The following is a 23,665-nucleotide window of genomic DNA, read 5'->3' as shown; positions in this document are numbered from 1 at the left end:
TAAGGGCGAACTAGTAAAATTACTTTGTTCGGACTGTAGCGCAGCTTGGTAGCGCACCGTCATGGGGTGTCGGGGGTCGCAAGTTCAAATCTTGTCAGTCCGACCATACACCTTACTAAAGAGAGCTTCGGCTCTCTCTTTTATTACCTCGGTAAAACGAGTCCGAACAATAAACTTGATAAATATCAGGCCAATAGTTCAAAAAACACGCCATCAAACTAAAAAACACCATTAAGCGCTCACAAATAAAGCAAACAGTAAAAATAGGGGTTTACAAGGTTCGCTAACCCCTTTAATATTCGCCTCAACAACGGAGAGATGGCTGAGTGGTTGAAAGCACCGGTCTTGAAAACCGGCATACGTTAATAGCGTATCTAGGGTTCAAATCCCTATCTCTCCGCCACATTTAGAAAGCCCGCACTTGTGCGGGCTTTCGTCGTTTTAGAGGGTTGAAAGGGGCTTGTACCAATCCCTCCTTGAATCCAAGCTCAATCATATTTCTTCAACAACCATTCCCTGCACAGCGACATTAGATGACGCAAAAAAACACAATTGCCATGTTTTAGCCCTACCTCTCATTAATATGCATGTAGCTTGTTATCATCTTGAGTGAGTTTTATAAACTAAGCGAGATGGCTATGAAGTATTGTCATACATGTCAAAAAGATACAGTACATAAAGAGATCGTAAAGCAGAAACCTTCCAAGTTTGGTAAAAGTAAAAAAGAACAGTTCAAAGCGTTTCTATCCGGATTTTTCGGTGGCACGGCTAGCCCGTTTGGCGCATCTTTGGATTTGATTGACCGCTACGTAGTTTGCTCAGAGTGCGGCACAGAGACATTGGAAAATCACGGCGACGAGTTTCAATAACCTAAGCGTATGGTCCTTCCTTTAGGAGCACAAATATGAAGGCAACCACCCTGCTAGTAATGGTAATAGCCAGCTTGAGTATGTATTTCGTCTACAACCATTATGTTGTGCAACCTAAACAGCTAAATGCCGCTTCAGAAAACATGCTAACGCAGATGGCAATCAAAGAACGATGGTTTGACCCATTTGGACTGTTGAGTGCGACTTCAAGGGACAGTATCAATTTGAGTACCGAAGTTGACTCTGCGTTTAGAGACGGAGAAAACGTTTATGCCAATGGTAAAATCACCTACATCAGTGAAACCGCTCAAATTTGTAAGATAGTCGATTTTCGTCTCCAAGCAGGTTCGTTAAATGACTATGAAATTTTCACTCAATCTGACTGCGCGCTTTAAGCCACTCCAGCAACAGAGTTAACCCATACACAATAGACAAAGCCCGCCACACACAAGTGAAGCGGGCTTTGTACCTTTCAGGATTCAATTTATGCGCGTTTCTTTTTTTCTGAACCAACGTAGATGGCCACTAAAATAATGATGCCTTTAATCACGTTTTGTACATAAGGTGAAACGCCAGCGAGGTTGAGACCATTATTAAGTACTCCGAGCAACATAGCCCCAACAAGAGTCCCGAGTATCGCCCCTTTACCACCAGCCATTGAAGCACCACCCAGAACAACGGCTGCAATCGCATCTAGCTCAAAAGCAACGCCCGCATTTGGTTGGCCAGACATCAAACGCGACGTCAGTATTAGCCCTGCCAACGCCGCCGTTGTGCCACTAATTATATACACCAACATCACGGTTTTCGGTACTTTGATACCACTTAATCTTGAAGCTTCTTCATTACCACCAATAGCGTAGACATGACGCCCAAATGAGGTGTGGTTTAACGCAATATAAGCGATGATGTAGACAAAAATCATAATGAATATCGGAGTCTGAATCCCTAGCACTTCCCCACGGCCAAAAATCGAGAACCATTTAGGTAAGCCAGCGATTGGATAACCACCGGTATAAATCAGTGCTAGCCCCCTCGCGATACCTAAGGTCGCTAAAGTTACGATAAAGGCTGGCATTTTGGCATAAGCAATCAAAAAGCCATTAATACCACCAAAACTAGCACCAAGTAGAATACCCAAGAATATGGCAAACTCTGGCGGTATCCCCGCCACCATTAACCCTGCGGTTACCGTGCCAGAAAGTGCCATTACTGACCCCACAGAAAGATCGATGCCGCCGAGCAAAATTGCGCAAGTCATCCCTATCGCGATGATCGCATTTATCGACACTTGGCGCGCAATGTTAGTTAAGTTGTTGGCGGTAAGAAAATTATCATTGGAAAACATCATGATGATGAAAACGGTAATAAAACCAACCAACGGATAAAACACTGGATGCTTAGTCCAATTTTTGATCGTATCTAACCCTGTAGGTGCGCTCTGAGCGACTGAATGAGTGTCTACTTTAGTGTTCATTATGTTTATTCCCGGTTGCATGTAACATGATGGTATTCGGTTCTATATCATTTCCTTCTAATTGGGCGACTATCTCACCTTCTCGGAACACAGCGACTCGATCACACATCCCTATAATTTCTGGTAACTCTGATGAAATCACGATGATCGAAACCCCTTGTCGGGTTAACTCTCTCATCAACTCATAGATCTCTGACTTCGCGCCCACATCGATACCACGGGTTGGCTCATCAAAAATCAGCACTTTACAATCATTGTTAAGCCAACGCGCAATCACCACTTTTTGCTGATTACCTCCTGACAAATTGCCCACCTCGACACTTGAGGAAGGCGTTTTGATTCCTACGGTTTTAATTAGCTTATCTGCCTTGGCAATTTCGCCATTGCGACTGATTAATCCTTTTAAATAAATCTCGTCTTTGTGGTTATTGAGGGTGATGTTATCGGCAACAGAGAAAGATAAAATTAATCCCTCATGCTTGCGATCTTCTGGCAATATACCGATACCTTTGCTCAGAGACTCAGCCGGATTAGGAAGCTTTTCTTCTCGCCCCATAAATCTGATGACTTTTTTATAGGCTCGGTCTGCGCCAATAATCGCTCTCGCTGTCTCGGTACGCCCAGAGCCAACTAACCCCGCAAAACCAAAAATCTCCCCTGGATACAACGCAAAGCTATTCGATGGACCATGCTTGCCAAGTTGTAACTCTTGCACTTCTAACACTGGGCTATGTTGCTCGACTGGTGAGGGTTTAGAAGGGAAAGTCGATTCGACCTTTCGTCCAACCATCATTTCGACCAACTCATCGACTGTCGTCCCCTGCACTGATCGCGTACCAATATATTGACCATCTCGCAGCACTGAGATGGTGTCACAAATTTCATTTATCTCTTCTAGGTGATGAGAGATAAAAAACATCCCTACGCCTTGCGCTTTAAGATCCCGCATGACGGAAAATAGATGACTGGCTTCTTTCGGGGTTAAGGTTGCAGTTGGTTCGTCAAAAATTAGAATTTTCGCATTTAAAGAGAGTGCTTTACCGATTTCGACAAACTGCTGCTGTGCGATACTCAACTGCTCAACAGGAACATCCAAGTCAATATCAACCATCAATCGCGCTAGGATTTGCTGCGCTTTTTCACGCATCAACGATTTGTTTAGTAAACCAAATCGATTCTTTAGTTCGCGATTAAGGAAGATGTTTTCCACTGCATTAAGATAAGGAATCAAAGAAAACTCTTGGAATATAATGCCCACACCTTTTTCAATCGCATCTTTATAGCCATTGAAAGTTTGCGTAGCACCTTCGATACGAATGTCACCTTGGTCATGTTTGTAAATACCGCAAAGCACTTTCATTAAAGTCGATTTACCCGCCCCATTTTCACCTAACAATGCATGTACCTCACTCTTATGTAGCGAGATAGAAATATCGTCTAGCGCTTTTACTCCGGGAAATGACTTACAGATGCCATCCAGCTCTAGCAATGTATTCATCCTATACCTACCCTTGATAAGACATGGTAATAGCCCGTGAACACCACGGGCTAAATGGCTTAATTACCAGCTAAAGTCTTCTGCGTTTTTGCCATCGATTAGATCGATATTGATTGGCGTTTCAGAAGGAATGTTAGCGCCCCAAAGCTTCGCTAGGCCTAGGCCGACACCGATACGCACCATATCGCGAGGGTGTTGAGCGGAAGTCGCGACCAATTTAGAGCCGTTTTTAATCGCTTCAATCGCTTCTGGGTGACCATCAACAGAGGTAAATTTCACATCTCTTCCCGACGCTTCAACCGCCGCCAACGCGCCCATTGTGCCGTCGTCATTAACAGAGAAAATACCTTTTAGGTTTGGGTGTGCTTGCAGCATGTTCTCTGTAACGGTTAATGTCATTGAGCGTTGCTGCTTACCATTTTGCTTATCAACGATTTTGATATCCGGGTAGTTTTTCATCGCCGCTTCAAAGCCACGAACACGCTCTAAGATTGGCACTACAGGGATGCCATCAAGAATAGCAACTTCACCTTTCTTACCAATAGATTCAGCTAAGTACTCACCTGCTTTATAACCAGCATCGTAGTTTTTAGAGCCCACAAAACCATCAACACCGCCTTCTGCTTGAGCATCAATTGCAATCGTAACCACACCCGCTTCTTTAGCAGACATAACCGCTGATTGAATGCCGACTGAGTCGGTTGGGTTAATTAGCAAAATATCGACATTCTTTTGCAGCATGTCTTCTACGTCATTGATCTGCTTAGAGATATCATGACGAGCATCCGTGATGATGATTTTTGCGTTTAGATCTTTACCTATCTGTTCCAATGACTCTTTCATCACAATGAAGTATGAATTGTTCAAATCTTGGAAAGACATACCAATAGTGAGTGGCTGGGAGTCATCTTTCGCGTGTACGGCAGTCGTTAGCAATGCCGCACCCGCAACGCAGCCTGCGAGCGCAATGTTGCGTAATGTACGGGTTATCAGAGACATATAATTTCCTTTTACTATTATTTTATCGTTTGCTTTTCACGTTATTTCGTTGTCTTGGTTAAGCTAAGAAACCTGCCTTTCTTTACTTGAGTGTTTTTATTCCTCTCGACGGCAAACGTTTGCAAACCGAATGACAACGTTGTCATTATTAGACATATTTTGACTGAATTTATGAGATCAAAAACACATAAAGTTTTTAAACGACACAAATAAACGTTGAAGCGTGATTGTTGTCACGCAAATTTAACAACTTTAGCTAAATGACATCATTGACAAAACAAAAGACTGATAAATAAAACAAATAGCCCGATATGTATTCATTTGACACTGTAGTACAAGGCCAGAACGCAGCGAGTCATTTGTTTAAACTGGGATAAATGGAACAGAAATGCGCTGAATTCTGGCACCAAATTCCCAATTGTCATGATCTTTGTGAGCTAAATCTTCATTTACAAACAAATGTAGACGTCTACATTTGTTTGTGATCCACCCCAAACCAATTGCCGCTGTTTTGCTGTAAAAAAAGTAACCGTAATAGTTATTCGATATGTAGCTTGCTTAGGAGTAATAAGATGGACCAATACAATCTGATCAAAACCTCTCTAGAAGGAAAAGTCGCAGCCATTACCGGTGCTGCATCCGGCATAGGTTTAGAATGCGCTCGAACATTTCACCGAGCAGGGGCTAAAGTTGTCCTAATCGATAAAGATGCAGCCAAGCTGGATCAAGCCGTAACAGAGATGGGAGATAACGCGTTTGCGCTACAAATGAATTTGTTTGATAGCACGCAAGTAGACAACCTCGCACAACAAATCATTCAACTTGCAGGTGGCTTAGATATTTTCCACGCGAATGCTGGCGCTTACATCGGAGGCCCTATTGCAGAAGGCAATCCTGACGATTGGGATAAAGTATTAAATTTAAACGTCAATATCGCATTCCGCTGCGCAAAAGCGGTGCTGCCTCATTTTATTAGTCAAAAATCAGGTGACTTGCTGTTTACCAGTTCGATTGCCGGTGTTGTACCCGTGATTTGGGAACCTATCTACACAGCATCGAAATTTGCAGTACAAGCTTTTGTGCATACTACGCGCCGTCAAGTTGCTGAACATGGTGTTCGTGTTAGCGCTGTCTTACCCGGCCCAGTGGTAACCGCGCTACTCGACGATTGGCCAAAAGAAAAAATGGATGAAGCATTAGCCAACGGCAGCTTAATGCAACCAATCGAAGTCGCTGAATCTGCTCTATTTATGTTGACTCGTAACCCTGCGGTTACGATTCGTGATTTGGTTATTTTGCCAAACAGCGTCGATCTCTAATTCACTCGCGGACAACCCCAAACAATAAACGAGGTTTACTATGAGTTATGTTATTGGTGTCGATATCGGCACACAAAGCACCAAAGGTTTGATCATGGATGCACAGGGGCAGATCTTAGCCTCTGCATCTCAAAGTTATGGCGTGATTAACAAGAAACCACTTTGGGCCGAGCAACACGCTGAAGTCTGGCTCAATGCTACCTTTGCGGTAATTACAGAGTTAGTACAACAATCCAACATCGACAAATCGGAAATAAAAGCGCTCTGCGTAAGTTCACTTTATGGCGGAGCAGGCATTCCGGTAGATGAGAGTATTTCTCCTATTTACCCATGCCTTATCTGGATGGACAGACGCGCGGATGAGCAAGTTCAGTGGGTCAAAGACAACATTGATACCCAGAAGCTCTTTTCCATTACTGGCAACTCTCTTGACAGTTATTATGGTTACACCAAGATCTTATGGATCAAACAAAACGAACCAGACGTTTGGCAAAACACGCGTTATTTCTTGCCACCAAATAGCTATATTAACTACATGCTTACCGGAGAAGTTGCCGTAGACCACTCATCAGCAGGTAACATTGGTGGCGTGTACGATTTAGCCAATCGCAATTGGTCACAAGAAGCGATGGCGATGTTAGGTATCCCTCATCACTACATGCCCGAGAAGTTAGTCGGCTCAGGCGATATTGTTGGCGGACTCCTTCCTGATGTAGCGCAGCAACTCGGCCTAGCCCCGTCGACACCTGTCGTCGCTGGGGGTGTTGACGCAGCCGTCGCGACCTATGCCGCAGGGGTTTGTGAACCGGGTGACCACGTTGCGATGATCGGCACATCAATGTGCTGGGGCTTTGTTAACCATACAGCCAATGCTGAGCATGGCCTGATTTCAATGCCTCACGTTAACAACCCCGCCGAAGACATTTATATCTTTGGAGGAGCAATCACTGCTGGCGCTTCTATCTCTTGGTTCATTGATCAGTTCTGCCAAGCGGAAAAAATAGCAGCTGAGGGCGCTGGAAGTAACGTCCACCAGCTTTTAGAAAAAGAAGCCAAACTGCTGCCTCCCGGTGCAGATGGATTGCTCTTTTTACCTTATTTGATGGGAGAACGCTCCCCTGTTTGGGACTCAAAAGCCTCAGGGACTTTACTCGGTATGAGCTTATTCCATACTCGACATCATTTATATCGTGCAGTCATCGAAGGCGTGACTTTTGCACTGCGCGATAATATTGAGTGTGGTAAAGCCAGTGCAGAGAAACTCAACGATAAGTTGATTGTGGTCGGTGGCGCTGCGTATTCAGATATGTGGATGCAGATCATCGCCGATATTACAGGTTATCCAGTACTAACCATTAAAGAAGAAGTGGAAGCGCCACTGGGAGACTGCGCATTGGCCGCGGCCGCCGTTGGCCTTATCGACAATGGTGAGCAAATTAAACAGTGGTCAACCTTAGTGCCAAGAGCGACCCCTGATGCACAAAACCATGCTATCTACAGCAAACTGTTTGAGCAATATCGCGCGTTGTATCAGAGCTGTAAAGCTAACATGCATGCGTTAAATGACATCACCATGCACCTTAAAAACTAGTGGAAACCACCTCGCACCACCACCATTAACGACAGCGTCAGTTTGCAACTCGACGCTGTCGTTATCACTTTAATTAGACTGTAAAAATTTTAGCGCGTATTATTTCAACAAGTTAAGCGTTCGTACTGACGTAGACGAATTTGGTTTTTACCGTAACGATAGTCATCTGATAGTAGACAAAAATGATCAAAAAAAACGCCACTATCAAGGATGTAGCAAAAAGAGCGAACGTAACGAATGTTACTGTCTCGCGCGCTTTTACTACGCCTGAAAAGGTCAAAAAAGAAACCCGTGAGCTGATTCTGAAAATCGCAGAAGAGATGAATTACATACCCAATGTATACGCTCGAAATTTGAAGAATAAAACCAGCAATGTCGTGGGCTTTGTGACAGATAACGTATTTAACCCCGTCTATTCAGCGATCATCGATACCGCCTGTTCCGAGCTTGAGGCTAAAGGCTACTCGGTTATGATCTTCTCTACCCACGGTTCAGAGCAAGTAGAAGAACAAGCCATCAATACCCTTATTAGCTACAAAGCTTCCGGTATTTTTCTCTCTGTTATTGATGACTCGGCGCAAGCTACCCCGACTTATCTCAACAAAGTACTAAACTCAGACACTAAGTTAGTCTTGATGGACAGAGATATTCATCAACCGCTTTTACCCGGCGTGTTTATTGATAACGTCGATTCGGGAGAAAAAGTAGGCCAAATAATGGCTAACTTAAATTGCCAACGTGTATTGGTTATTGGTGGTGCGGAAACGTCATTGATTACTCAGCAACGCATTAAAGGCATTCAATCTTCTGCGCCTAAAGAGACTAGCCTAAGTTACCTCTATGCCGATTACGTATACGAAAAAGCGAAACCGACCATCATCAATTACCTTGCCGATCATGGCGACCAATACGATTGTATTGTCGGGTTAAATGGCATTATTACCCTCGCGTCGATTCGAGCTGCCAACAAGCTAAATCTAGGTAAGCTTAACTTTGTTTCTATCGATACCGTGCCTAACGCTGATGACTTTGGCGTGAAAATCCCATGTGTGGCTCACGACAGTGAACAATGGGGCAATAAGCTGGCCTCATTACTACTTGCCGAAATTAAAGGCGAGAAAGCCCCAAACCGTGTATTCCTCAAGGGTGAGTTCAACAACGTTCCAAACTGACTTTAACGTCTAAACTTGCTGAAAGACTTTTAGCGCCGCGCTGATTAAATTGAGGTGAAGCGGCGCTAAGTCTTGATGATTTTCTCGATAACCGCCACCCACTACACACGCCATTGGCAATTTAGCCGCATGAGCTAATCGGCACATGATGCCATCTCGCTGCAATATCCCCTGCTCAGAAACGTTGAAATAGCCCAACTCATCAAGACAATGGATATCAACACCTGCGTCATAAATGATCATATCCGGACGATGCAATTGCATCGCCGTCTGCACGACCGCTTCAAAATGCTCTAGGTATTCTTGATCTTCGGTTTCACGAGCAAAACCAATATCAATATCAGAATCAGGCTTACGAGCAGGAAAGTTCTTTTCACAATGAAATGACACCGTCACTATATCGGGCTCGTTCGCACACATGGTTGCCGTTCCATCACCATGATGCACGTCCGCATCGATAATCAATACCTTATCAATATTGTCATGTTGTAACGCGCGTTTCGCGGCAATCACTAAATCATTAATCAGACAAAAGCCTGAACCAAAATCAGCGTGAGCATGGTGATAACCACCGCTCAAATGAATGGCGATGCCATGATCAATGGCTAACTCAGCGGTCAAGCATGTACCTCCTGCAGAGGTCAGCGTGCGTTTGATTAATTGCTCGCTCCATGGAAAGCCAATTCGACGCATCTTAGCCGCTGGTAATTGGCCGTCAAACAGTGCCTGAACGTATTCAACATCATGACACAGCATTACCTCCGATAACTCGATTGGCACTGGCTTGACGAACTGCAACGATGTTTGCCAACTTGGTAGATGCTGTTGCTGCTCCACTACAGCCTGATAAATATAGCGATACTTATTAATTGGATAACGATGCCCTTTGGGTAATGGCAAATCGGAATAAATGGGATGGTAGACCAAAGGGATCATAGAGTGCTCAAATGTAATTTCGATGTAATTAGGGTATCAGCTTGAAAACACTGCGCAAAACCGATTTAATGCAAATAATTATCATTAACAAAAATTTATTATGATTCATTATCGACTCTCACTACTTCTGGGCGTCTTTGCTGGTACTTTGGGTGCTGCTACGTTCTTCGCATTCGCAATGTTTTCAGCTTGGTGGATGGTTGATTTTCTCTTAAGCCACTAACACAATACTGCAAAACTGAAAGGATTTTGCATGAAAACCGTTTTTATTACCGGGGCGAACAGGGGTATTGGCTTAGGGCTGGTGAAACACTATTTAGCTCAAGGCTGGCAGGTACACGCAACCTACCGCGACGCTAATCAAGCGCAACCGTTACTCAACTTAACCACAGAGAACCCCCTCACTTGTCACTTACTTGATGTCACCGATTACCCATCTGTTGCTCAACTAGCCAAGCAATTACCTGCCATCGATCTACTGATCAACAACGCCGGTTACTTTGGTCCTAAAGGTTATGGGTTTGGTCATACTGATGTTGAAGAGTGGCGTCGCGTGTTGGAAATCAACACCATCGCACCGTTGAAGCTAGTCGAAGCGCTCTACCCTAATTTAAGCCAAGGTAAACTCAAACATATCGCCTGCTTGTCTTCTAAGGTAGGCAGTATGACTGAAAACACGTCAGGCGGCGGCTATATTTACCGCTCGTCTAAAGCGGCGCTTAATTCGGTGGTTAAAAGTTTAAGCAACGACCTCTCAGAGCAAGGATTTGTCTGCGTCGCACTGCATCCCGGTTGGGTTCAGACCGAAATGGGCGGACCGAATGCACTCATTTCGGTTGAGCAAAGTGTCGAGGGATTGTCTTCTGTCATCTCAACATTGAAACCGCAAGATAGCGGAAAATTTCTAAACTACGATGGGCAGCCACTGCCTTGGTAAGTTATCTTTGCTCATTTTGCGCTCATTACCTTCGCCATCCCCATTTCGGTTCATACTAGGGAAGTACTCATGAACAACATTGTCATTAAAATCCTCCGAGAAACAATGCCTCAAGAGGCCATTCTGTACGACCCACAGGTCCATCACGGTTGGAACATTGCTATTCTAACCACTGAAAACGAAGAAATAGTTACCCTAAAAGGCGCCTATGCGGTCATCACCATGGAAGATGGAACCATCTACTATTCACCTTCCATCAACGAAAACCACTTCCCTATTCCAACTGAAGGTGTGGAACAGCTTGAAGTAAAACATATTCCAGCAGACCTATGGGAACAGGCTAAAGCGAAACAATCCCGAAAGATGAATATCATCAAAGGGGGGTTAATCACTATGCTCATCGTCGGCTTAATCGCGCCCTCTGTCATAAAATCTCATCGAGAAAAGCAGTGGCAAGAACACAAATTGATGGTCACCAACGCCATGATTGAAGAGCAAAACCAAAAGCGAGAGGCAGAGTTACAAAGACAAAAAGATGCTCATGAACTGATACAACGCCAGAACGAACTTCAACAAAGCGTCCAAGACGTTTTTGTTTTGACCAACGCAAAAGAACCGTTCAACGGCCAGTTAACACCTAATCATCCGGGAATTGGTTTGGGCATGGCGGAGTTAGCCGCAGATTCAATCTATCAAGGAAATCCCGCTCGTGATTTTTTAGACAATGAATCGAAATATGGCTACAACGTGTCATTGCACTTCAAAGGGGATCTGACCGCATTTTCACACAGCGATTACTACCCGAAGCAACAAGCAGAACAAGCTTCTGACGCAAACTCACCACTAATTTCAATAACCGTAGTCACCAAGATCACTGACGAAGAAATAGAAAAGTATGTTGAGAAAAGCATCGACGTCAAAACAAGAGAAGAACTCGAGCGTTGGGTTCCTTCCTATCGTGACAACTATTATCGCCGCAACTTTAGCCTAACGGAAAAAGAACTTAAAACGGGTAAATTGGAATTCAAAAACATCAATCTTGGTGGGATGACGTTCAAGGAAAAAAACCAGATCTATTTTATTTCAGCGAACAACTCTAGTTTAAGCATCGATGAGCAAAAAAAGTTGTTAAGTCAACTATCAGGTCAATTTGGCATCAAAAAGAACGCACTCAACAACTGTTGTCGCTGGCAACAAATCAGTTTCCAGTAAATGGGCAAGTGCTGCTAGGAAAGCCAACTATTCGCATGAGTACGAGGGGACACATCCCTTTAAGCTGACTTAGGCTTTCCTGCTGTTTTCTTGTAGGTGCGTTTTTTACGCTTAAAGGCCGGACGCTCAACTTTAGGCAAGTGTCGGAGCGACTCTGGCACTGGCCCTTGTTTCACTTGGGCCATGAGCGCGTCGATGCGTTGCTCTAAAGATGCCATAAACGGTTGGTAGGCTTGATTGCGCTCCGCCATGCCTTGCAACTGGTGCTCCCAGTGAGCGGTCATATCCGGGTAGGTGGAATCTTGTGGTAGAGCATGGATTAACCCGCGCCCCGCAGGTGAGCTTAATATGCTCTTTCCTTGGCGAGTGAGTAACTGACGCTTAAATAAGGTATCCAAAATACCCGCACGCGTCGCTTCAGTGCCGAGGCCATCAGTATCTCGTAAAATCTTTTTCAGCTCTTTATCTGCTACAAAACGGGCAATTCCCGTCATGGCTTGCAGCAAGGTAGCCTCGGTGAAATGTTTTGGTGGTTCGGTTTTTCGCTGATTGATCTCGCCTTCCCGACAAGTCAGTGTTGTTCCTTCATTAAGTGGTGGTACCGCATCAACGCCAGAGTCTTCCTCATCGGTTTTACCCATCAGAGACTTCCAACCAGCACTAACTAACTGACGTCCCTTAGCAACAAACTTACCTCCGGCAATATCAAACACTAATTTCGCTTCAGCATAAATCGCAGGCGGATAAAACTGCATCAGATATTGGCGCGCGATCTGCTGGTAAATTTTCATTTCATTACCTGATAACGCATTCACAGACGCATTTTTAGGGGTAGGAATGATCGCATGGTGCGCATCAACTTTACTGTCATTCCATGCTTTAGATTTCAGCGACAAATCTGCACCTTGTACGGCTGAAGTTAACTCTTTGGCATTGTTACTTATCGCCTGAGTCACAGAAGGCGCTTGGGCAAAATGCTCTTTCGGCAAATATCGACTGTCTGAACGCGGGTAAGTAATCAGCTTATGCTTTTCATACAGTGACTGACACGTATCCAACACTTGCTGAGCGCTCATACCAAATCGCTTAGCAGCATCAATTTGTAAAGAGGATAGAGAATAAGGTAATGGTGCGGCTTGTTTGGTTTGCTTTTGCTCTGACTCCACGACCTTAGCGGGTTGATTAGCGATGCGACTCGCGACATTCTCCACCAGTTTCTGGTTTAATACTCGCCCTTCTTCATCTTGATAAGGCTTGCACGCGTCGCTCGGTATCCATTTGGCGCGAATATCAAACGCTGCAATATCCGATTGATACGGAATCAAAGCGTGCAACGTGAAGTAATCTTTAGGCACAAAGTTTTCAATCTCTTCATCGCGCCTAACTACCAAGCCTAGTACGGGCGTTTGCACACGACCGACCGATAGCACGCCTTGATAACCTGCCTTTTGACCCAACAAGGTATAAGCGCGAGACATATTCATGCCATACAGCCAATCCGCCCTTGAGCGCGCTAACGCAGAAACCGACAACGGAATAAACTCACGGTTACTACGCATGGCATTCAATGCACGCTTCACTGCCGGTAAGTTTAAATCACTAATGAGTAAACGCTGCATCGCCTCTTTTTTGCTTTTGCTTACTTTGCAGTGATCAATCACCTCATCCACCAGCAGTTGCCCTTCTCTGTCCGGGTCTCCCGCATGGACAATTTGATCAGCCTGTTTTAATAGCTTACGGACTACCGTTAGCTGCTTGCTGGCAGATTTCCTCGCCCGTAATTGCCATTGCTGAGGCACGATAGGCAAATCTGCCAAGTTCCATTTTCTATATCGCTCGTCATAAACATCAGGCTCTACTTGCTCAAGCAGATGGCCAATACACCAAGTGACAACATCACCATTGCCACATTGAATGAAACCTTGATCTTTCTTTTGTGGGCCCGGTAGCGCAGCCGCTATTGCGCGGCCAAGGCTGGGTTTTTCTGCGATGAATAAACGAGTCATAAATAATGGAGGCAATAAAAAAGACCACGCTATTATCTAGCGTGGTCTTTATAATTCAAGAAAAACTGTAAATTTAAACAGTATCTGCAATCTTCTACTCAAAATACTTATGTAGAACACAAGTATTGTGGCGGTAGATTACTCAGCGTCGCCTTGTGCGCGTGCTGCCGCTTCTTTCACTAATGGCTGAAGCTCACCTTTTTGGAACATTTCCATGATGATGTCGCAACCACCAATCAGCTCACCTTCAATCCAAAGCTGTGGGAACGTTGGCCACTGTGCGTATGCAGGAAGCTCTGCACGAATGTCAGGGTTTTGCAGAATATCCACATATGCGAATTTTTCGCCACAAGCCATAATTGCTTGAGCAGCTTGAGAAGAGAAGCCGCAGCTAGGTAGTTTTGGTGAACCCTTCATGTAAAGAAGAATTGAGTTCTCTGCGATTTGCTGTTTGATTTTTTCAATAGTTTCCATTGCTTCCTCTTGATGGAGTTGCTGCAAGATATCCGCACATTCTAAACCATTAATCGAGAATAAAAAGCACAGATTCTATGGGGAATTAGACCTTTTCACACCAAGCTATATCAGAATGGCATCAACGCGCCTACTCTTTAGCGAGGTTCGGCGGTAAAACCTTGTTATCAATAAGTACATTTTTATTAACGCATGCAATATTTTGGCATGAGTTATTTCATCTATGTGCTTTAAATCACGTAAAAACTTGCTAAACTAGGCGCCAAGTCAGTCAAAATGACATTGAGTAGGTTTTAACCTATTCACAAAAAATAATAAACATTTGGAAGCAATCGAAAGAGGTGACTCTTTCAACATACAATGGAGAACCGAGCAATGGCATTCGAATTACCAGCTCTTCCTTACGCGAAAGACGCACTAGAACCACATATCTCAGCTGAAACTTTAGATTTCCACCACGGTAAGCACCACAACACTTACGTTGTTAAGCTTAACGGCCTAATCCCAGGTACTGAATTTGAAGGTAAAACACTAGAAGAAATCATCAAGACTTCTACTGGTGGCGTATTTAACAACGCAGCGCAAATCTGGAACCACACTTTCTACTGGCACTGTCTAGCACCAAACGCAGGCGGTCAACCAACAGGTGCGGTTGCTGATGCAATCAACGCTTCTTTCGGTTCTTTCGATGAGTTCAAAGCAAAGTTCACTGACTCTGCAATCAACAACTTCGGCTCTTCTTGGACTTGGCTAGTTAAGAACGCTGACGGCTCACTAGAGATCGTGAACACGTCTAACGCTGCAACTCCTCTAACAGAAGAAGGCGTAACTCCGCTTCTTACTGTTGACCTATGGGAACACGCGTACTACATCGATTTCCGTAACGTTCGTCCTGACTACATGGCTGCTTTCTGGGCTCTTGTAAACTGGGATTTCGTTGCTGAAAACCTAGCAAAATAAACGCTAATATCAGTTCCCCCTGATATCAATTGATTAAAAAGCTCGCATCTGCGGGCTTTTTTTCTACTTGCGATAAGTTTTCTTAAAGTTTCCTTACGTTTAGCCGTTAATAAAGGGGCAAGTGAGGAGCAATATGCAAGTCGAAACGATAAACAACATCAACACAATTAACGAACTTCAGTTCGGTAATGGTATTAACCATGCCGTACACGAAGGGCGTCGTGCTGACTTTGCTTTAATCCTTTCGATGTTTTCTGATGACGTTCGTGATAATACGCCTGTCGAACAAATAGACACGGTAGAAATCACCGCTCAGACACTAAGGCAACGCTTCGAGCTTCAACCGCCGCAAGGACTGAGATCGGATCAAAGCTCTTATGATATCTCCGCTCGCCAAGCTGAAATGTTCCACGCTGCTGGGCTTTCGAGCGCGAAACTGAGCCACTACCTCAACCCCGAGGTGCTTACCTATCTGCCCGAGCAAACTCACGATTTACCAGAAGAGGTTTATCATAACCTTTCACTGCATCAACAACGTCAGCTAGGCAGTAAAGAGCCGAAGAAGCTGATGCCATTTGATCTTTATAATCAATTAATTGAAGCACAAAGAACCTTCCAAATTCAGGCTCAAGCCTAACTCCCTGCGCATTTGTAACACGCTATTTCGCACCTACACATAATGTGAATGAACGCAAAAAACAAAAAGTTCGTACTACATATACACAGCTTATTTGAAGTTATTCACACATAAGACACAACTAATCTACCATGCTTAGTGAGCGTCTTATAACATCGCCAATGCGAGGAGGTTAAGTTCATGAATATCGACAGTGCCGTCGTTCTTGTTACGTCTGCTGGTTCTCAAACCGGTAGCACCCTCGCTACGCATTTTGCTTCACTCGGCGCATCGGTCGTATTGTGCGATACCGACAAAAGGCTACTAAGCGAAACATACCAACGCTGTCAAAGCCAATCTGACAGTGTCTATCAGTTCGCGTTACCCGATCACTCATTAGATTCCATCAACCAATTGTTTCGCTTCATCGAAACCTCACTTGATTGCTCGCCAGATGTCTTGATCAACACCTTTACTGCCCAAGCTATGCCTAACATTTTTGATTCCAGTGCAACGGATGTGTTCTCACAACATCTCACTTGCATGGCAAATACCCTTTTTGGCTTTGGACAAGCAACCGCTGAACGCATGCGTAAAGAAAAGAAGAATGGGGTCATCGTAAATGTGATTGGGCATAACACCCAACTCCACCAAGGAGGGTTCGATAATGCCTCCTCGATGGTGGCTGGTTTTACCCAGAGTTGGGCCAAAGAACTTACGCCATTTAATATTCGCGTCGGTGGCGTGGTGCCTTGCCATGAGCAAAATGGCCTTCATTGGGCAGAGATTCAGGATGAGGTGATCCGTAATACCGAATATATTGTATCGAATGATTACTTTAGCGGCCGGGTGGTGGCCGCTTAAGTTGATATGATCTGCTTGCGTTAAAGCTGTTTGAGCACTTGTTCTGCCGACTCTTCAAGTAAATCCAATACCAGCTCAAAACCTCGGTCACCGCCGTAGTATGGATCTGGGATTTCTTCATAGTCTGACTCACCAAAGCTGAGGTACAACTTCAATTTATGCAAATGTTCTTGAGGGCATATTGCTTTAAGATCTGTTAAATTGGCATTATCTGCGGCTAAGATCAGGTCAAAATAGTCGAAGTCTTTACTTTCTACTTGGCGTGAACGAATACCTTTAAAAGAATATCCTCTGCGCTCTCCCGCCGCTTGTGAGCGACTATCTGGTGGATTGCCTTGGTGGTAACCAATTGTGCCTGCTGAGTCTACTTCAACATCGATTCCCATCTGCTTCGCCTTAGCTCGCAATACCGCTTCTCCAGTTGGAGAGCGGCAAATGTTACCCATACACACAACCAAAACTTTTTTCATGCTAATCCCTCACTTAATGATGGTTTTTCTATCGCGATGCTTGCTCTATCATAACGATAATTCAATAAAAAAAGGAATGGCTATGTCTTCCCAAGACAACAATCAGCAACGCCACAAGGCACGCCAACAGAAAGTGAAGGAAAAAGTAGACGCAAAGATCGCCGCAGCCCAAGAAGAAAAAGGCTTACTTTTGATCATTACGGGTAATGGTAAAGGTAAATCGACGTCTGGTTTTGGTACTGTCGCACGCGCCGTCGGCCATGGCTTAAAATGCTCAGTCGCTCAATTTATTAAAGGCACATGGGATAACGGCGAACGTAATTTACTGGAGAAACTTGGCGTTGAGTTTCAAGTGATGGCGACCGGCTTTACTTGGGAGACACAAAACAAGCAAGCAGACACCGATGCTGCGCAGCAAGTATGGCAAGAGTGCAAACGCATGTTGCAAGATGACTCGATTGATGTGATCTTGTTTGACGAACTCACTTACATGGTGAGCTATGGCTACATCGACCTTGATGAAGTGGTCGAAGCACTCAACAACCGACCTCGCATGCAGTCAGTGGTGATTACAGGTCGCGCGGCTCATCGAACACTAATCGAAATGGCCGATACCGTTTCAGAAGTAAAGAATGTTAAGCATGCTTTTGAATCAGGTGTGAAAGCGTTAAAAGGCGTTGATTGGTAATTTATATACATCAGTCAGTTACATTACGCTTGGAAGCTACCTCTAACTTCCTGTTATATCTCGATGTTAAAATAAATATATGTGCTAGCGTGCATTAGCAACTTGTAACATATAGGAATATCGAAATATGAAACGTACCGTATTGACTGTTTGTATTAGCGCACTATTTGCTGGCACAGCCGCTGCTCAAGCAATGAACCTCGAATACTCAAACCAAACGTTAGTCCAAGACCTGCCATCAGCATCTGGCATTAACGTAGTAGAGAGCAAACTCTACGCGGTGGGTGATGATTCTCCTTGGCTATACCAGTTAAATAATGACTTTACCATTGCAGAAAAAGAGCTCATCAAAGAGTACCCTGTGGGTGACAACGGTCGTATCATCAAAAAGGTAAAACCTGATTTTGAAGCGCTTGATACTATTGAAGTAAGCGGTAAACCATCCTTCGTTATGCTTGGCTCAGGCAGTAAACTGGATGTGCGTGAATGGGCTTTCGTCATCAGCCATGACAGAACACTGAAAATTGAGCGTTCGCTTAAAGCGCTATACAAAGATTTACGCGTAGCAGCTGGCTACTCAGCAGACCAAGAAATCAATATCGAAGGTCTTGCGACATCAGATGACAGCGCTTTTGTACTTAACCGTGGTAATGGTGGTTCTAACGTAATTTTTGAAATTGACCTTGAAGAGTTCCAACAATACCTAAGCGGTGAAAAAGAGCACGTTGATGATGTTCACGCCTATCACGTAGAGCTACCTGTAGTAGAAGGTTTTGAAGCGGGTCTATCTGGTGCTGAGTACTGGAAAGATACCAATAGCTTAGTGGTTACCGCTTCAATTGAAGCAACAGGGGACGCTTACAATGATGGTGAAATTCTAGGTAGTTACGTTGGCGTTGTGCCACTTAAAAAGCTAGAAGATGACGTTAAGATTGACCTAACCAAAGATCTTATCCCTCTAATGGATGGTGAAAAACGTCTTATCACTAAAGTGGAATCCGTTGCCTTTACTACCCAAAGCGACAGTAAAGTTGAAGGCGTTCTCGCAAGCGACAATGACGACGGCACCAGTGAGTTCTTTAACTTCAAACTGACTAAATAATTGTTCAGTTAAGTAATAACAAAAAGCCCGCTCAATCAGCGGGCTTTCTTTTGGTCAGCAATACGTCTAGTTAAATAAGCCTTTAATCAAACTGTTTACCGCATCCTTAGTTTTTTCATCTTTGATTTTCTCGCCTAGCTTCTCGTCGAGTTTTTTCAATCCGCGATCGATTTCTTTCTTCGCTTTTTGCTTGAGTACATCATCAAAGACTAACTTAAACTTCGGCTTAGCCCAACTACCAGAGACATTGACTGGGATAGTGACATCTTTAAGTTCATCGATATCTTTACCACCCTGCCCTTCTAACGTGCCAACAATTGACGTACTAATGGTGAAATCAACCGTCTCTTTAAGGTAATTCGCTTGGCCTTTACCACGTACACGCAATAAAGGAGATTGAGCGTGAAGATTGTCTGTCGTGACTACGCCTTTGTTTAGCTTCAAGGTGGCCGTCATGTTACTAAAGTCGGTCTTCTTAACCGCTTCTTGGCCTTCAAGGCTTTGACCTTTGAACTTTGCGTAATTCTCACGAATAAGCTGTGCCACGTTAATACCGTTCACCGCACCATCTTCAAAGTTAATCGCGATCGTACCGGCGAGGTTCTGCTTGATACCTGTAGGCGTCAGGCTTGAGCCTTTTACGTTAACATCGATATTACCCGTGCCTTCTAACTTATCGTTTTGCGCCACATCCACCAGCATTGGCTGAACTTTCACTCCGCGGATTTTCTTCACTGCGCTGTATGTCGCCGGAGATTTACGCGCGTCAACCGTTGCTGAAGCATTGATCGAACCGCCATACAAGTTAGAGGTGAATGAGGTTAACTTCACTAAACCACGATTAATTGAGAACTTGGCTTTCACGTTTTGCATTTTCGCATTGTTCGCCTTGAACTTATCAATCGTGATCGCACCTGTCACATCCAATGTTTTCAATGCCGATAAATCTGGTTCTTGCTCTGCAGGCGCAGCGCTTGAACCTGAACTACCTTGAGTCGAAGGTTCGCTATTCGCTGGCTTAGACTCTTGCGCTGTCTCTGATTCTACAGAGGCAAGACCTAAAAACTCGTCTAGATCTATGTTTGGGCTGTGTAGGTTGAATGCAATTTTAGGGATATCACCTAAGGTCACATTGGCATTACCGTCAAACTGAAGGGCATTCAATGTGAGCTTTTCAAGCAATAGCGTCAGATGGCTCTTGTTCATATCGAACGTAATATCCGACGTCATATCCACTTTCATAGGAGATTGAGGCAAGGTCGCGCCTTCAAAGGTCGCATCAAGAACAAGACGGCTTAGCTCAGCTTTGGTCATGGCCTTATCAATCTTAACTGCGGCACTGCCTTTCGTGTCTAAGTTAAGTTCAGCCGCTTTGCCTTTTACCGCGTAAGTCAGCTGGTTCGGTACGTCAAACTCAAAAGTCTCAAGTTGGATCTTGGCACTATCAATGGTATTGGATGCATCTTTATAGTTGGCATCAAGGTTGATATTGCGCAGCGCATATTCAGCAAAGCCTTTGGCTAATTTAAACTCGGCGCTACCTTGAGCTGCGAAAGATTGCTGATTGGTTTCACCCTTGGCAGCAAAGTCAACTTTGCTCCATGCGTCTAACGCAAACTCAGACACATTCAATGAAACGTCATACAACTTAGTGTGACTGCCGGTTTGAGCATCTTGAATATCAAGCAGTGCGTTCGACACACTGATACCTGCAAGACTAATGGTCCATTCTGATGCCGGAGATGGCGAAGCTGGCTGTTGCTCCACTGATGTTGATTCACCTTGCGCCTCTTGTTCAGCAGGCTCTTTTGGAGCATTTGCTTGTTGGCTTAATGCATCTAAGTTAGTCACACCATCTTTGCGTGTCTCGATATAGAATTCAGCACCATCAAGGTTCACTGTACCGATTTCTAACTGTTTGCTAAATAACGGTGAAACTGAAACATCAACGCCTACCTTATCCACTTTAAATAAGTTGGGCTGATTGAAGCCTTGAGGGTTTTTGAGCTCGGTTTTACCTAGCTCAAAACCAATCGATGGGAAGAATGTCCAGCTAATATCACCTTCAATAACAAGCTCTAAACCGGTTTGGTTTTTCGCTTGTTCAACAATAAGGGGCTTAAACTGGTTTGGGTTAACCAACAATACCAACGCCAATACGGCGACAACGATGGCAAAGACTGGAATGGCAATGATTAAAGCGATTTTTTTCATCAGCAGTTTCCTTGCTTTAGAAATCAATTCAATGAAAGAAGTTGTTGTAAGTATAAACCGTTCCCTTGTGAGACAAGGAAATCTATTTCTTGCGCACAAAAAGAAAGTGGCACTTAAAGTGCCACTTATCTAACAAAAAATAAAGTCTCTCGGACGAGATAATTATTATGATTTCAGCAGTTTAGCAATATGCGCTTTTAACACATCAATCGCGATGCGGTTTTTACCGCCGCGAGGTACGATGATGTCTGCGTGTTGCTTAGAAGGTTCAATAAATTGCATGAACATTGGACGCACAGTCGCTTGGTACTGCTTTAGTACTGATTCCATTGTACGACCACGCTCTTCTACATCACGTTTAACACGACGTAGCAGGCAGATATCAAGCGGCGTATCCATAAAGATAGTCGCGTGCATCAGTTTACGTAGACGAGGATCAGTCAGTAGAAGGATACCTTCCAAAATGATCACTTTTTTCGGTGTCATTGTGGTGGTTTCTGTCATACGTGTGTGCTCTGAATAGCTGTACTCAGGCACTTCAACAGGTTGACCTTTAATCAATTGCTCTAGGTGCTCACACAGTAAATCATGATCCAGTGCGTTTGGGTGGTCATAGTTGGTTTTTACACGCTCTTCCATACTCAGATGAGTTTGGTCATTGTAGTAACAATCTTCGGTAATCACACCGATTTGATGATCGCCTACTTTTTCACGAAGTTCGTTGTAAATGGTACTTGCGATTAAGCTCTTTCCTGAAGCTGAAGCGCCAGCAATACCGACGATGACACATTGATTATTATCAGACATTCTTCTTGCACTCGATGAATTATTGGTGATCGGTGGCCTGCTAAAAGTTTGGCATGGAAAGGTTAGCAGAGCCAAATTAAACCGCCTGATTATAGGGAGATCACTGCTGATATACCAGTAAGGAATCAGTTTAATCTTACCTTGAGCGTGAAAAGGAATAACCACGCCTAAAGCAATCGTTTACATGGCATAAACAAATATGAAACCAAGACAAAAAAGGGAGCAAACCGCTCCCTTAATCCATCTCACCAAACTATTACACCAGCTTAATGGCGATGTTTTCCGGCTTGGTTTTACCTTGCCAGTACATTTTTGCACACACATGGTCGGCGAGTTCTAAATAACGTTGCGTATGCTCAGAGTCTGGTCTTGCCGCTACCGTTGGCTTTCCGTTGTCTATGTCTTCACGCACCGAAATATGCAACGGAATTTGCGCCAATAAATCTAAACCATACTCGCTCGACATTTGCAAAGCGCCGCCTTGGCCAAAGATGTGCTCTTTCTCACCACAGTGGCTACAAATGTGATAACTCATGTTTTCCACCACGCCAACCACTGGCACATCCACTTTGTCGAACATCGCAGCCCCTTTGCGGGCATCTGCTAGGGCTAAATCTTGTGGAGTGGTTACAATCACTGCTGCCGTCACTGGTATTTGCTGCGCTAGGGTCAACTGAATATCCCCCGTGCCCGGTGGCATATCAATAATCAAATAATCCAGCTCTGGCCATTCTGTTTCATTCAGCAGCTGCGCCAAAGCCTTTGAAGCCATTGGGCCACGCCAAATTGCCGCTTCATCTTTCGACACTAGGTATCCGATAGAATGAGTGAAAATGCCGTGGGCCTCCACTGGCTGCATCCACTTATTGTCTCTCACTTGTGGCTTAGCGTTCACTTGACCAATCATCATGGGTACAGAAGGGCCATAAATATCGGCATCCAGTAAGCCAACTTTTGCGCCGCTTTTAGCAATGGCCAATGCCAAGTTCACGGATGTGGTCGACTTGCCAACCCCACCTTTGGCTGACGTGACAGCAATAATGTTCTTTACCCCTTTGATTGAGGTATCGACTGTGGTCTCCAATGTCTTAGGCGCTTGATTCAACTGATAGTTAAACGCCGCCACTTCACCGCTCTCTTGCTGCGCTTTAATCCACTGATCAAGGTCGAGCAGTAATTGACTATTAGCAAAAGGAAGCTGAATGGCAAAATAGCCTTGCGCATCAACGCTAACAATATTGGCGGTAGATGCCCATTGTTCGACTAAATTTGGATGCTCAAACTGACTGAGCCAAACACAAAAATCTTGCTTGGAATTGAATTGACGCATAGGTCCTCCTTACCCCTCCATGCTAACACCGTGTAAACCGCTACAGAACCCTAAAAAAACTATGGTAATCCCCTGCTGACATCTTGGAGTCCCACTAGGGATAAGGTAGTATTACTGTCTATTT

At 44.4% G+C, this 23,665-nt stretch carries 22 protein-coding genes and 2 tRNA genes; 14 read left to right on the top strand and 10 right to left on the bottom strand.

Translation table 11 applies throughout. From position 1 onward, the window contains the following. Positions 1-29: 29 nt before the first annotated feature. The 4 genes from OH461_RS01410 (at position 30) to OH461_RS01395 (ending at position 1,264) form a co-directional block, all read left to right on the top strand. Positions 30-106 (top strand) — tRNA-Pro (locus OH461_RS01410). Positions 107-312: 206 nt separating this feature from the next. Beyond that, a tRNA-Ser gene (locus OH461_RS01405) sits at positions 313-403 on the top strand. A 229-nt stretch (positions 404-632) separates the two neighbouring features. Then, the gene (locus OH461_RS01400; RefSeq protein ID WP_270018865.1) at positions 633-869 is read left to right on the top strand and encodes a hypothetical protein; all 237 of its coding nucleotides are present in this window, start codon (positions 633-635) and stop codon (positions 867-869) included. 35 nt (positions 870-904) lie between these two features. Then, positions 905-1,264, top strand: a complete 360-nt coding sequence (locus OH461_RS01395) for a hypothetical protein (protein ID WP_270018864.1) — start codon at positions 905-907, stop codon at positions 1,262-1,264. Between the two features lie 89 nt (positions 1,265-1,353). Here OH461_RS01395 and OH461_RS01390 read toward each other — a convergent pair whose 3' ends face one another. From OH461_RS01390 to OH461_RS01380, 3 genes are all read right to left on the bottom strand, one after another. Next, positions 1,354-2,346 (bottom strand): ABC transporter permease, encoded by a 993-nt coding sequence (locus tag OH461_RS01390; protein WP_270018863.1) that lies wholly within the window; start codon positions 2,344-2,346, stop codon positions 1,354-1,356. Continuing rightward, positions 2,336-3,844, bottom strand: coding sequence for a sugar ABC transporter ATP-binding protein (locus tag OH461_RS01385; RefSeq protein ID WP_270018862.1), 1,509 nt, complete (start codon positions 3,842-3,844; stop codon positions 2,336-2,338). The genes OH461_RS01390 and OH461_RS01385 overlap by 11 nt, the downstream gene beginning before the upstream one ends. 63 nt (positions 3,845-3,907) lie before the next feature. Continuing rightward, entirely contained in the window at positions 3,908-4,843 is a 936-nt protein-coding gene (locus OH461_RS01380; protein ID WP_270018861.1) for an ABC transporter substrate-binding protein, read from the bottom strand. A gap of 572 nt (positions 4,844-5,415) precedes the next feature. Here OH461_RS01380 and OH461_RS01375 point away from each other — a divergent pair. From OH461_RS01375 to OH461_RS01365, 3 genes are all read left to right on the top strand, one after another. Next, complete coding sequence (locus OH461_RS01375; RefSeq protein ID WP_443088429.1) at positions 5,416-6,162, top strand: SDR family oxidoreductase; 747 nt, start codon at positions 5,416-5,418, stop codon at positions 6,160-6,162. Between the two features lie 40 nt (positions 6,163-6,202). Further along, positions 6,203-7,753, top strand: a complete 1,551-nt coding sequence (locus tag OH461_RS01370) for an FGGY-family carbohydrate kinase (protein WP_270018860.1) — start codon at positions 6,203-6,205, stop codon at positions 7,751-7,753. A 182-nt stretch (positions 7,754-7,935) separates the two neighbouring features. After that, complete coding sequence (locus tag OH461_RS01365) at positions 7,936-8,925, top strand: LacI family DNA-binding transcriptional regulator (RefSeq protein WP_270018859.1); 990 nt, start codon at positions 7,936-7,938, stop codon at positions 8,923-8,925. A gap of 9 nt (positions 8,926-8,934) precedes the next feature. Here OH461_RS01365 and OH461_RS01360 read toward each other — a convergent pair whose 3' ends face one another. Next, a complete protein-coding gene (locus OH461_RS01360) occupies positions 8,935-9,861 on the bottom strand; it encodes a histone deacetylase family protein (RefSeq protein WP_270018858.1) in 927 nt (308 codons plus the stop codon). A gap of 253 nt (positions 9,862-10,114) precedes the next feature. Between OH461_RS01360 and OH461_RS01355 the strand changes: the two genes are divergently transcribed. Further along, the gene (locus OH461_RS01355) at positions 10,115-10,798 is read left to right on the top strand and encodes an SDR family oxidoreductase (protein ID WP_270018857.1); all 684 of its coding nucleotides are present in this window, start codon (positions 10,115-10,117) and stop codon (positions 10,796-10,798) included. 69 nt (positions 10,799-10,867) lie between these two features. Continuing rightward, positions 10,868-12,010 (top strand): hypothetical protein, encoded by a 1,143-nt coding sequence (locus tag OH461_RS01350; RefSeq protein WP_270018856.1) that lies wholly within the window; start codon positions 10,868-10,870, stop codon positions 12,008-12,010. A 59-nt stretch (positions 12,011-12,069) separates the two neighbouring features. Here OH461_RS01350 and OH461_RS01345 read toward each other — a convergent pair whose 3' ends face one another. Both OH461_RS01345 and OH461_RS01340 read right to left on the bottom strand, forming a co-directional pair. Continuing rightward, entirely contained in the window at positions 12,070-14,016 is a 1,947-nt protein-coding gene (locus OH461_RS01345; protein WP_270018855.1) for a DNA topoisomerase III, read from the bottom strand. Between the two features lie 138 nt (positions 14,017-14,154). Then, positions 14,155-14,490, bottom strand: a complete 336-nt coding sequence (locus OH461_RS01340) for a Grx4 family monothiol glutaredoxin (protein ID WP_260259003.1) — start codon at positions 14,488-14,490, stop codon at positions 14,155-14,157. A gap of 375 nt (positions 14,491-14,865) precedes the next feature. Here OH461_RS01340 and sodB point away from each other — a divergent pair, with 375 nt between their 5' ends. From sodB to OH461_RS01325, 3 genes are all read left to right on the top strand, one after another. Then, entirely contained in the window at positions 14,866-15,450 is a 585-nt protein-coding gene (sodB, locus tag OH461_RS01335) for a superoxide dismutase [Fe] (protein WP_270018854.1), read from the top strand. Between the two features lie 133 nt (positions 15,451-15,583). Continuing rightward, the gene (locus OH461_RS01330; RefSeq protein WP_270018853.1) at positions 15,584-16,087 is read left to right on the top strand and encodes a VC2046/SO_2500 family protein; all 504 of its coding nucleotides are present in this window, start codon (positions 15,584-15,586) and stop codon (positions 16,085-16,087) included. 180 nt (positions 16,088-16,267) lie between these two features. Then, on the top strand, positions 16,268-16,930 hold the full coding sequence (locus OH461_RS01325; protein ID WP_270018852.1) for an SDR family oxidoreductase: 663 nt from the start codon (positions 16,268-16,270) through the stop codon (positions 16,928-16,930). 20 nt (positions 16,931-16,950) lie between these two features. On the opposite strand, the gene OH461_RS01320 is transcribed toward OH461_RS01325, so the two are convergent. Further along, positions 16,951-17,400, bottom strand: a complete 450-nt coding sequence (locus tag OH461_RS01320) for a low molecular weight protein-tyrosine-phosphatase (RefSeq protein ID WP_270018851.1) — start codon at positions 17,398-17,400, stop codon at positions 16,951-16,953. Between the two features lie 76 nt (positions 17,401-17,476). Here OH461_RS01320 and cobO point away from each other — a divergent pair, with 76 nt between their 5' ends. Together cobO and OH461_RS01310 are read left to right on the top strand one after the other, a co-directional pair. Beyond that, on the top strand, positions 17,477-18,088 hold the full coding sequence (gene cobO, locus OH461_RS01315; RefSeq protein ID WP_443088428.1) for a cob(I)yrinic acid a,c-diamide adenosyltransferase: 612 nt from the start codon (positions 17,477-17,479) through the stop codon (positions 18,086-18,088). A 127-nt stretch (positions 18,089-18,215) separates the two neighbouring features. Continuing rightward, positions 18,216-19,190, top strand: coding sequence for a DUF6929 family protein (locus OH461_RS01310; RefSeq protein ID WP_270018849.1), 975 nt, complete (start codon positions 18,216-18,218; stop codon positions 19,188-19,190). Positions 19,191-19,256: 66 nt separating this feature from the next. Here OH461_RS01310 and OH461_RS01305 read toward each other — a convergent pair whose 3' ends face one another. The 3 genes from OH461_RS01305 to apbC form a co-directional block, all read right to left on the bottom strand. Then, complete coding sequence (locus tag OH461_RS01305) at positions 19,257-21,404, bottom strand: AsmA family protein (RefSeq protein WP_270018848.1); 2,148 nt, start codon at positions 21,402-21,404, stop codon at positions 19,257-19,259. Between the two features lie 165 nt (positions 21,405-21,569). Beyond that, a complete protein-coding gene (gene udk, locus OH461_RS01300; protein WP_260259011.1) occupies positions 21,570-22,211 on the bottom strand; it encodes a uridine kinase in 642 nt (213 codons plus the stop codon). A 256-nt stretch (positions 22,212-22,467) separates the two neighbouring features. Beyond that, entirely contained in the window at positions 22,468-23,541 is a 1,074-nt protein-coding gene (gene apbC / locus OH461_RS01295; RefSeq protein WP_270018847.1) for an iron-sulfur cluster carrier protein ApbC, read from the bottom strand. Positions 23,542-23,665 lie beyond the last annotated feature (124 nt).

The sequence above is a fragment of the Vibrio sp. LaRot3 genome, assembly GCF_027587025.1.
In the GTDB taxonomy this organism is placed as follows: domain Bacteria; phylum Pseudomonadota; class Gammaproteobacteria; order Enterobacterales; family Vibrionaceae; genus Vibrio.
This window is presented reverse-complemented; position numbering and strand designations above follow the sequence as displayed.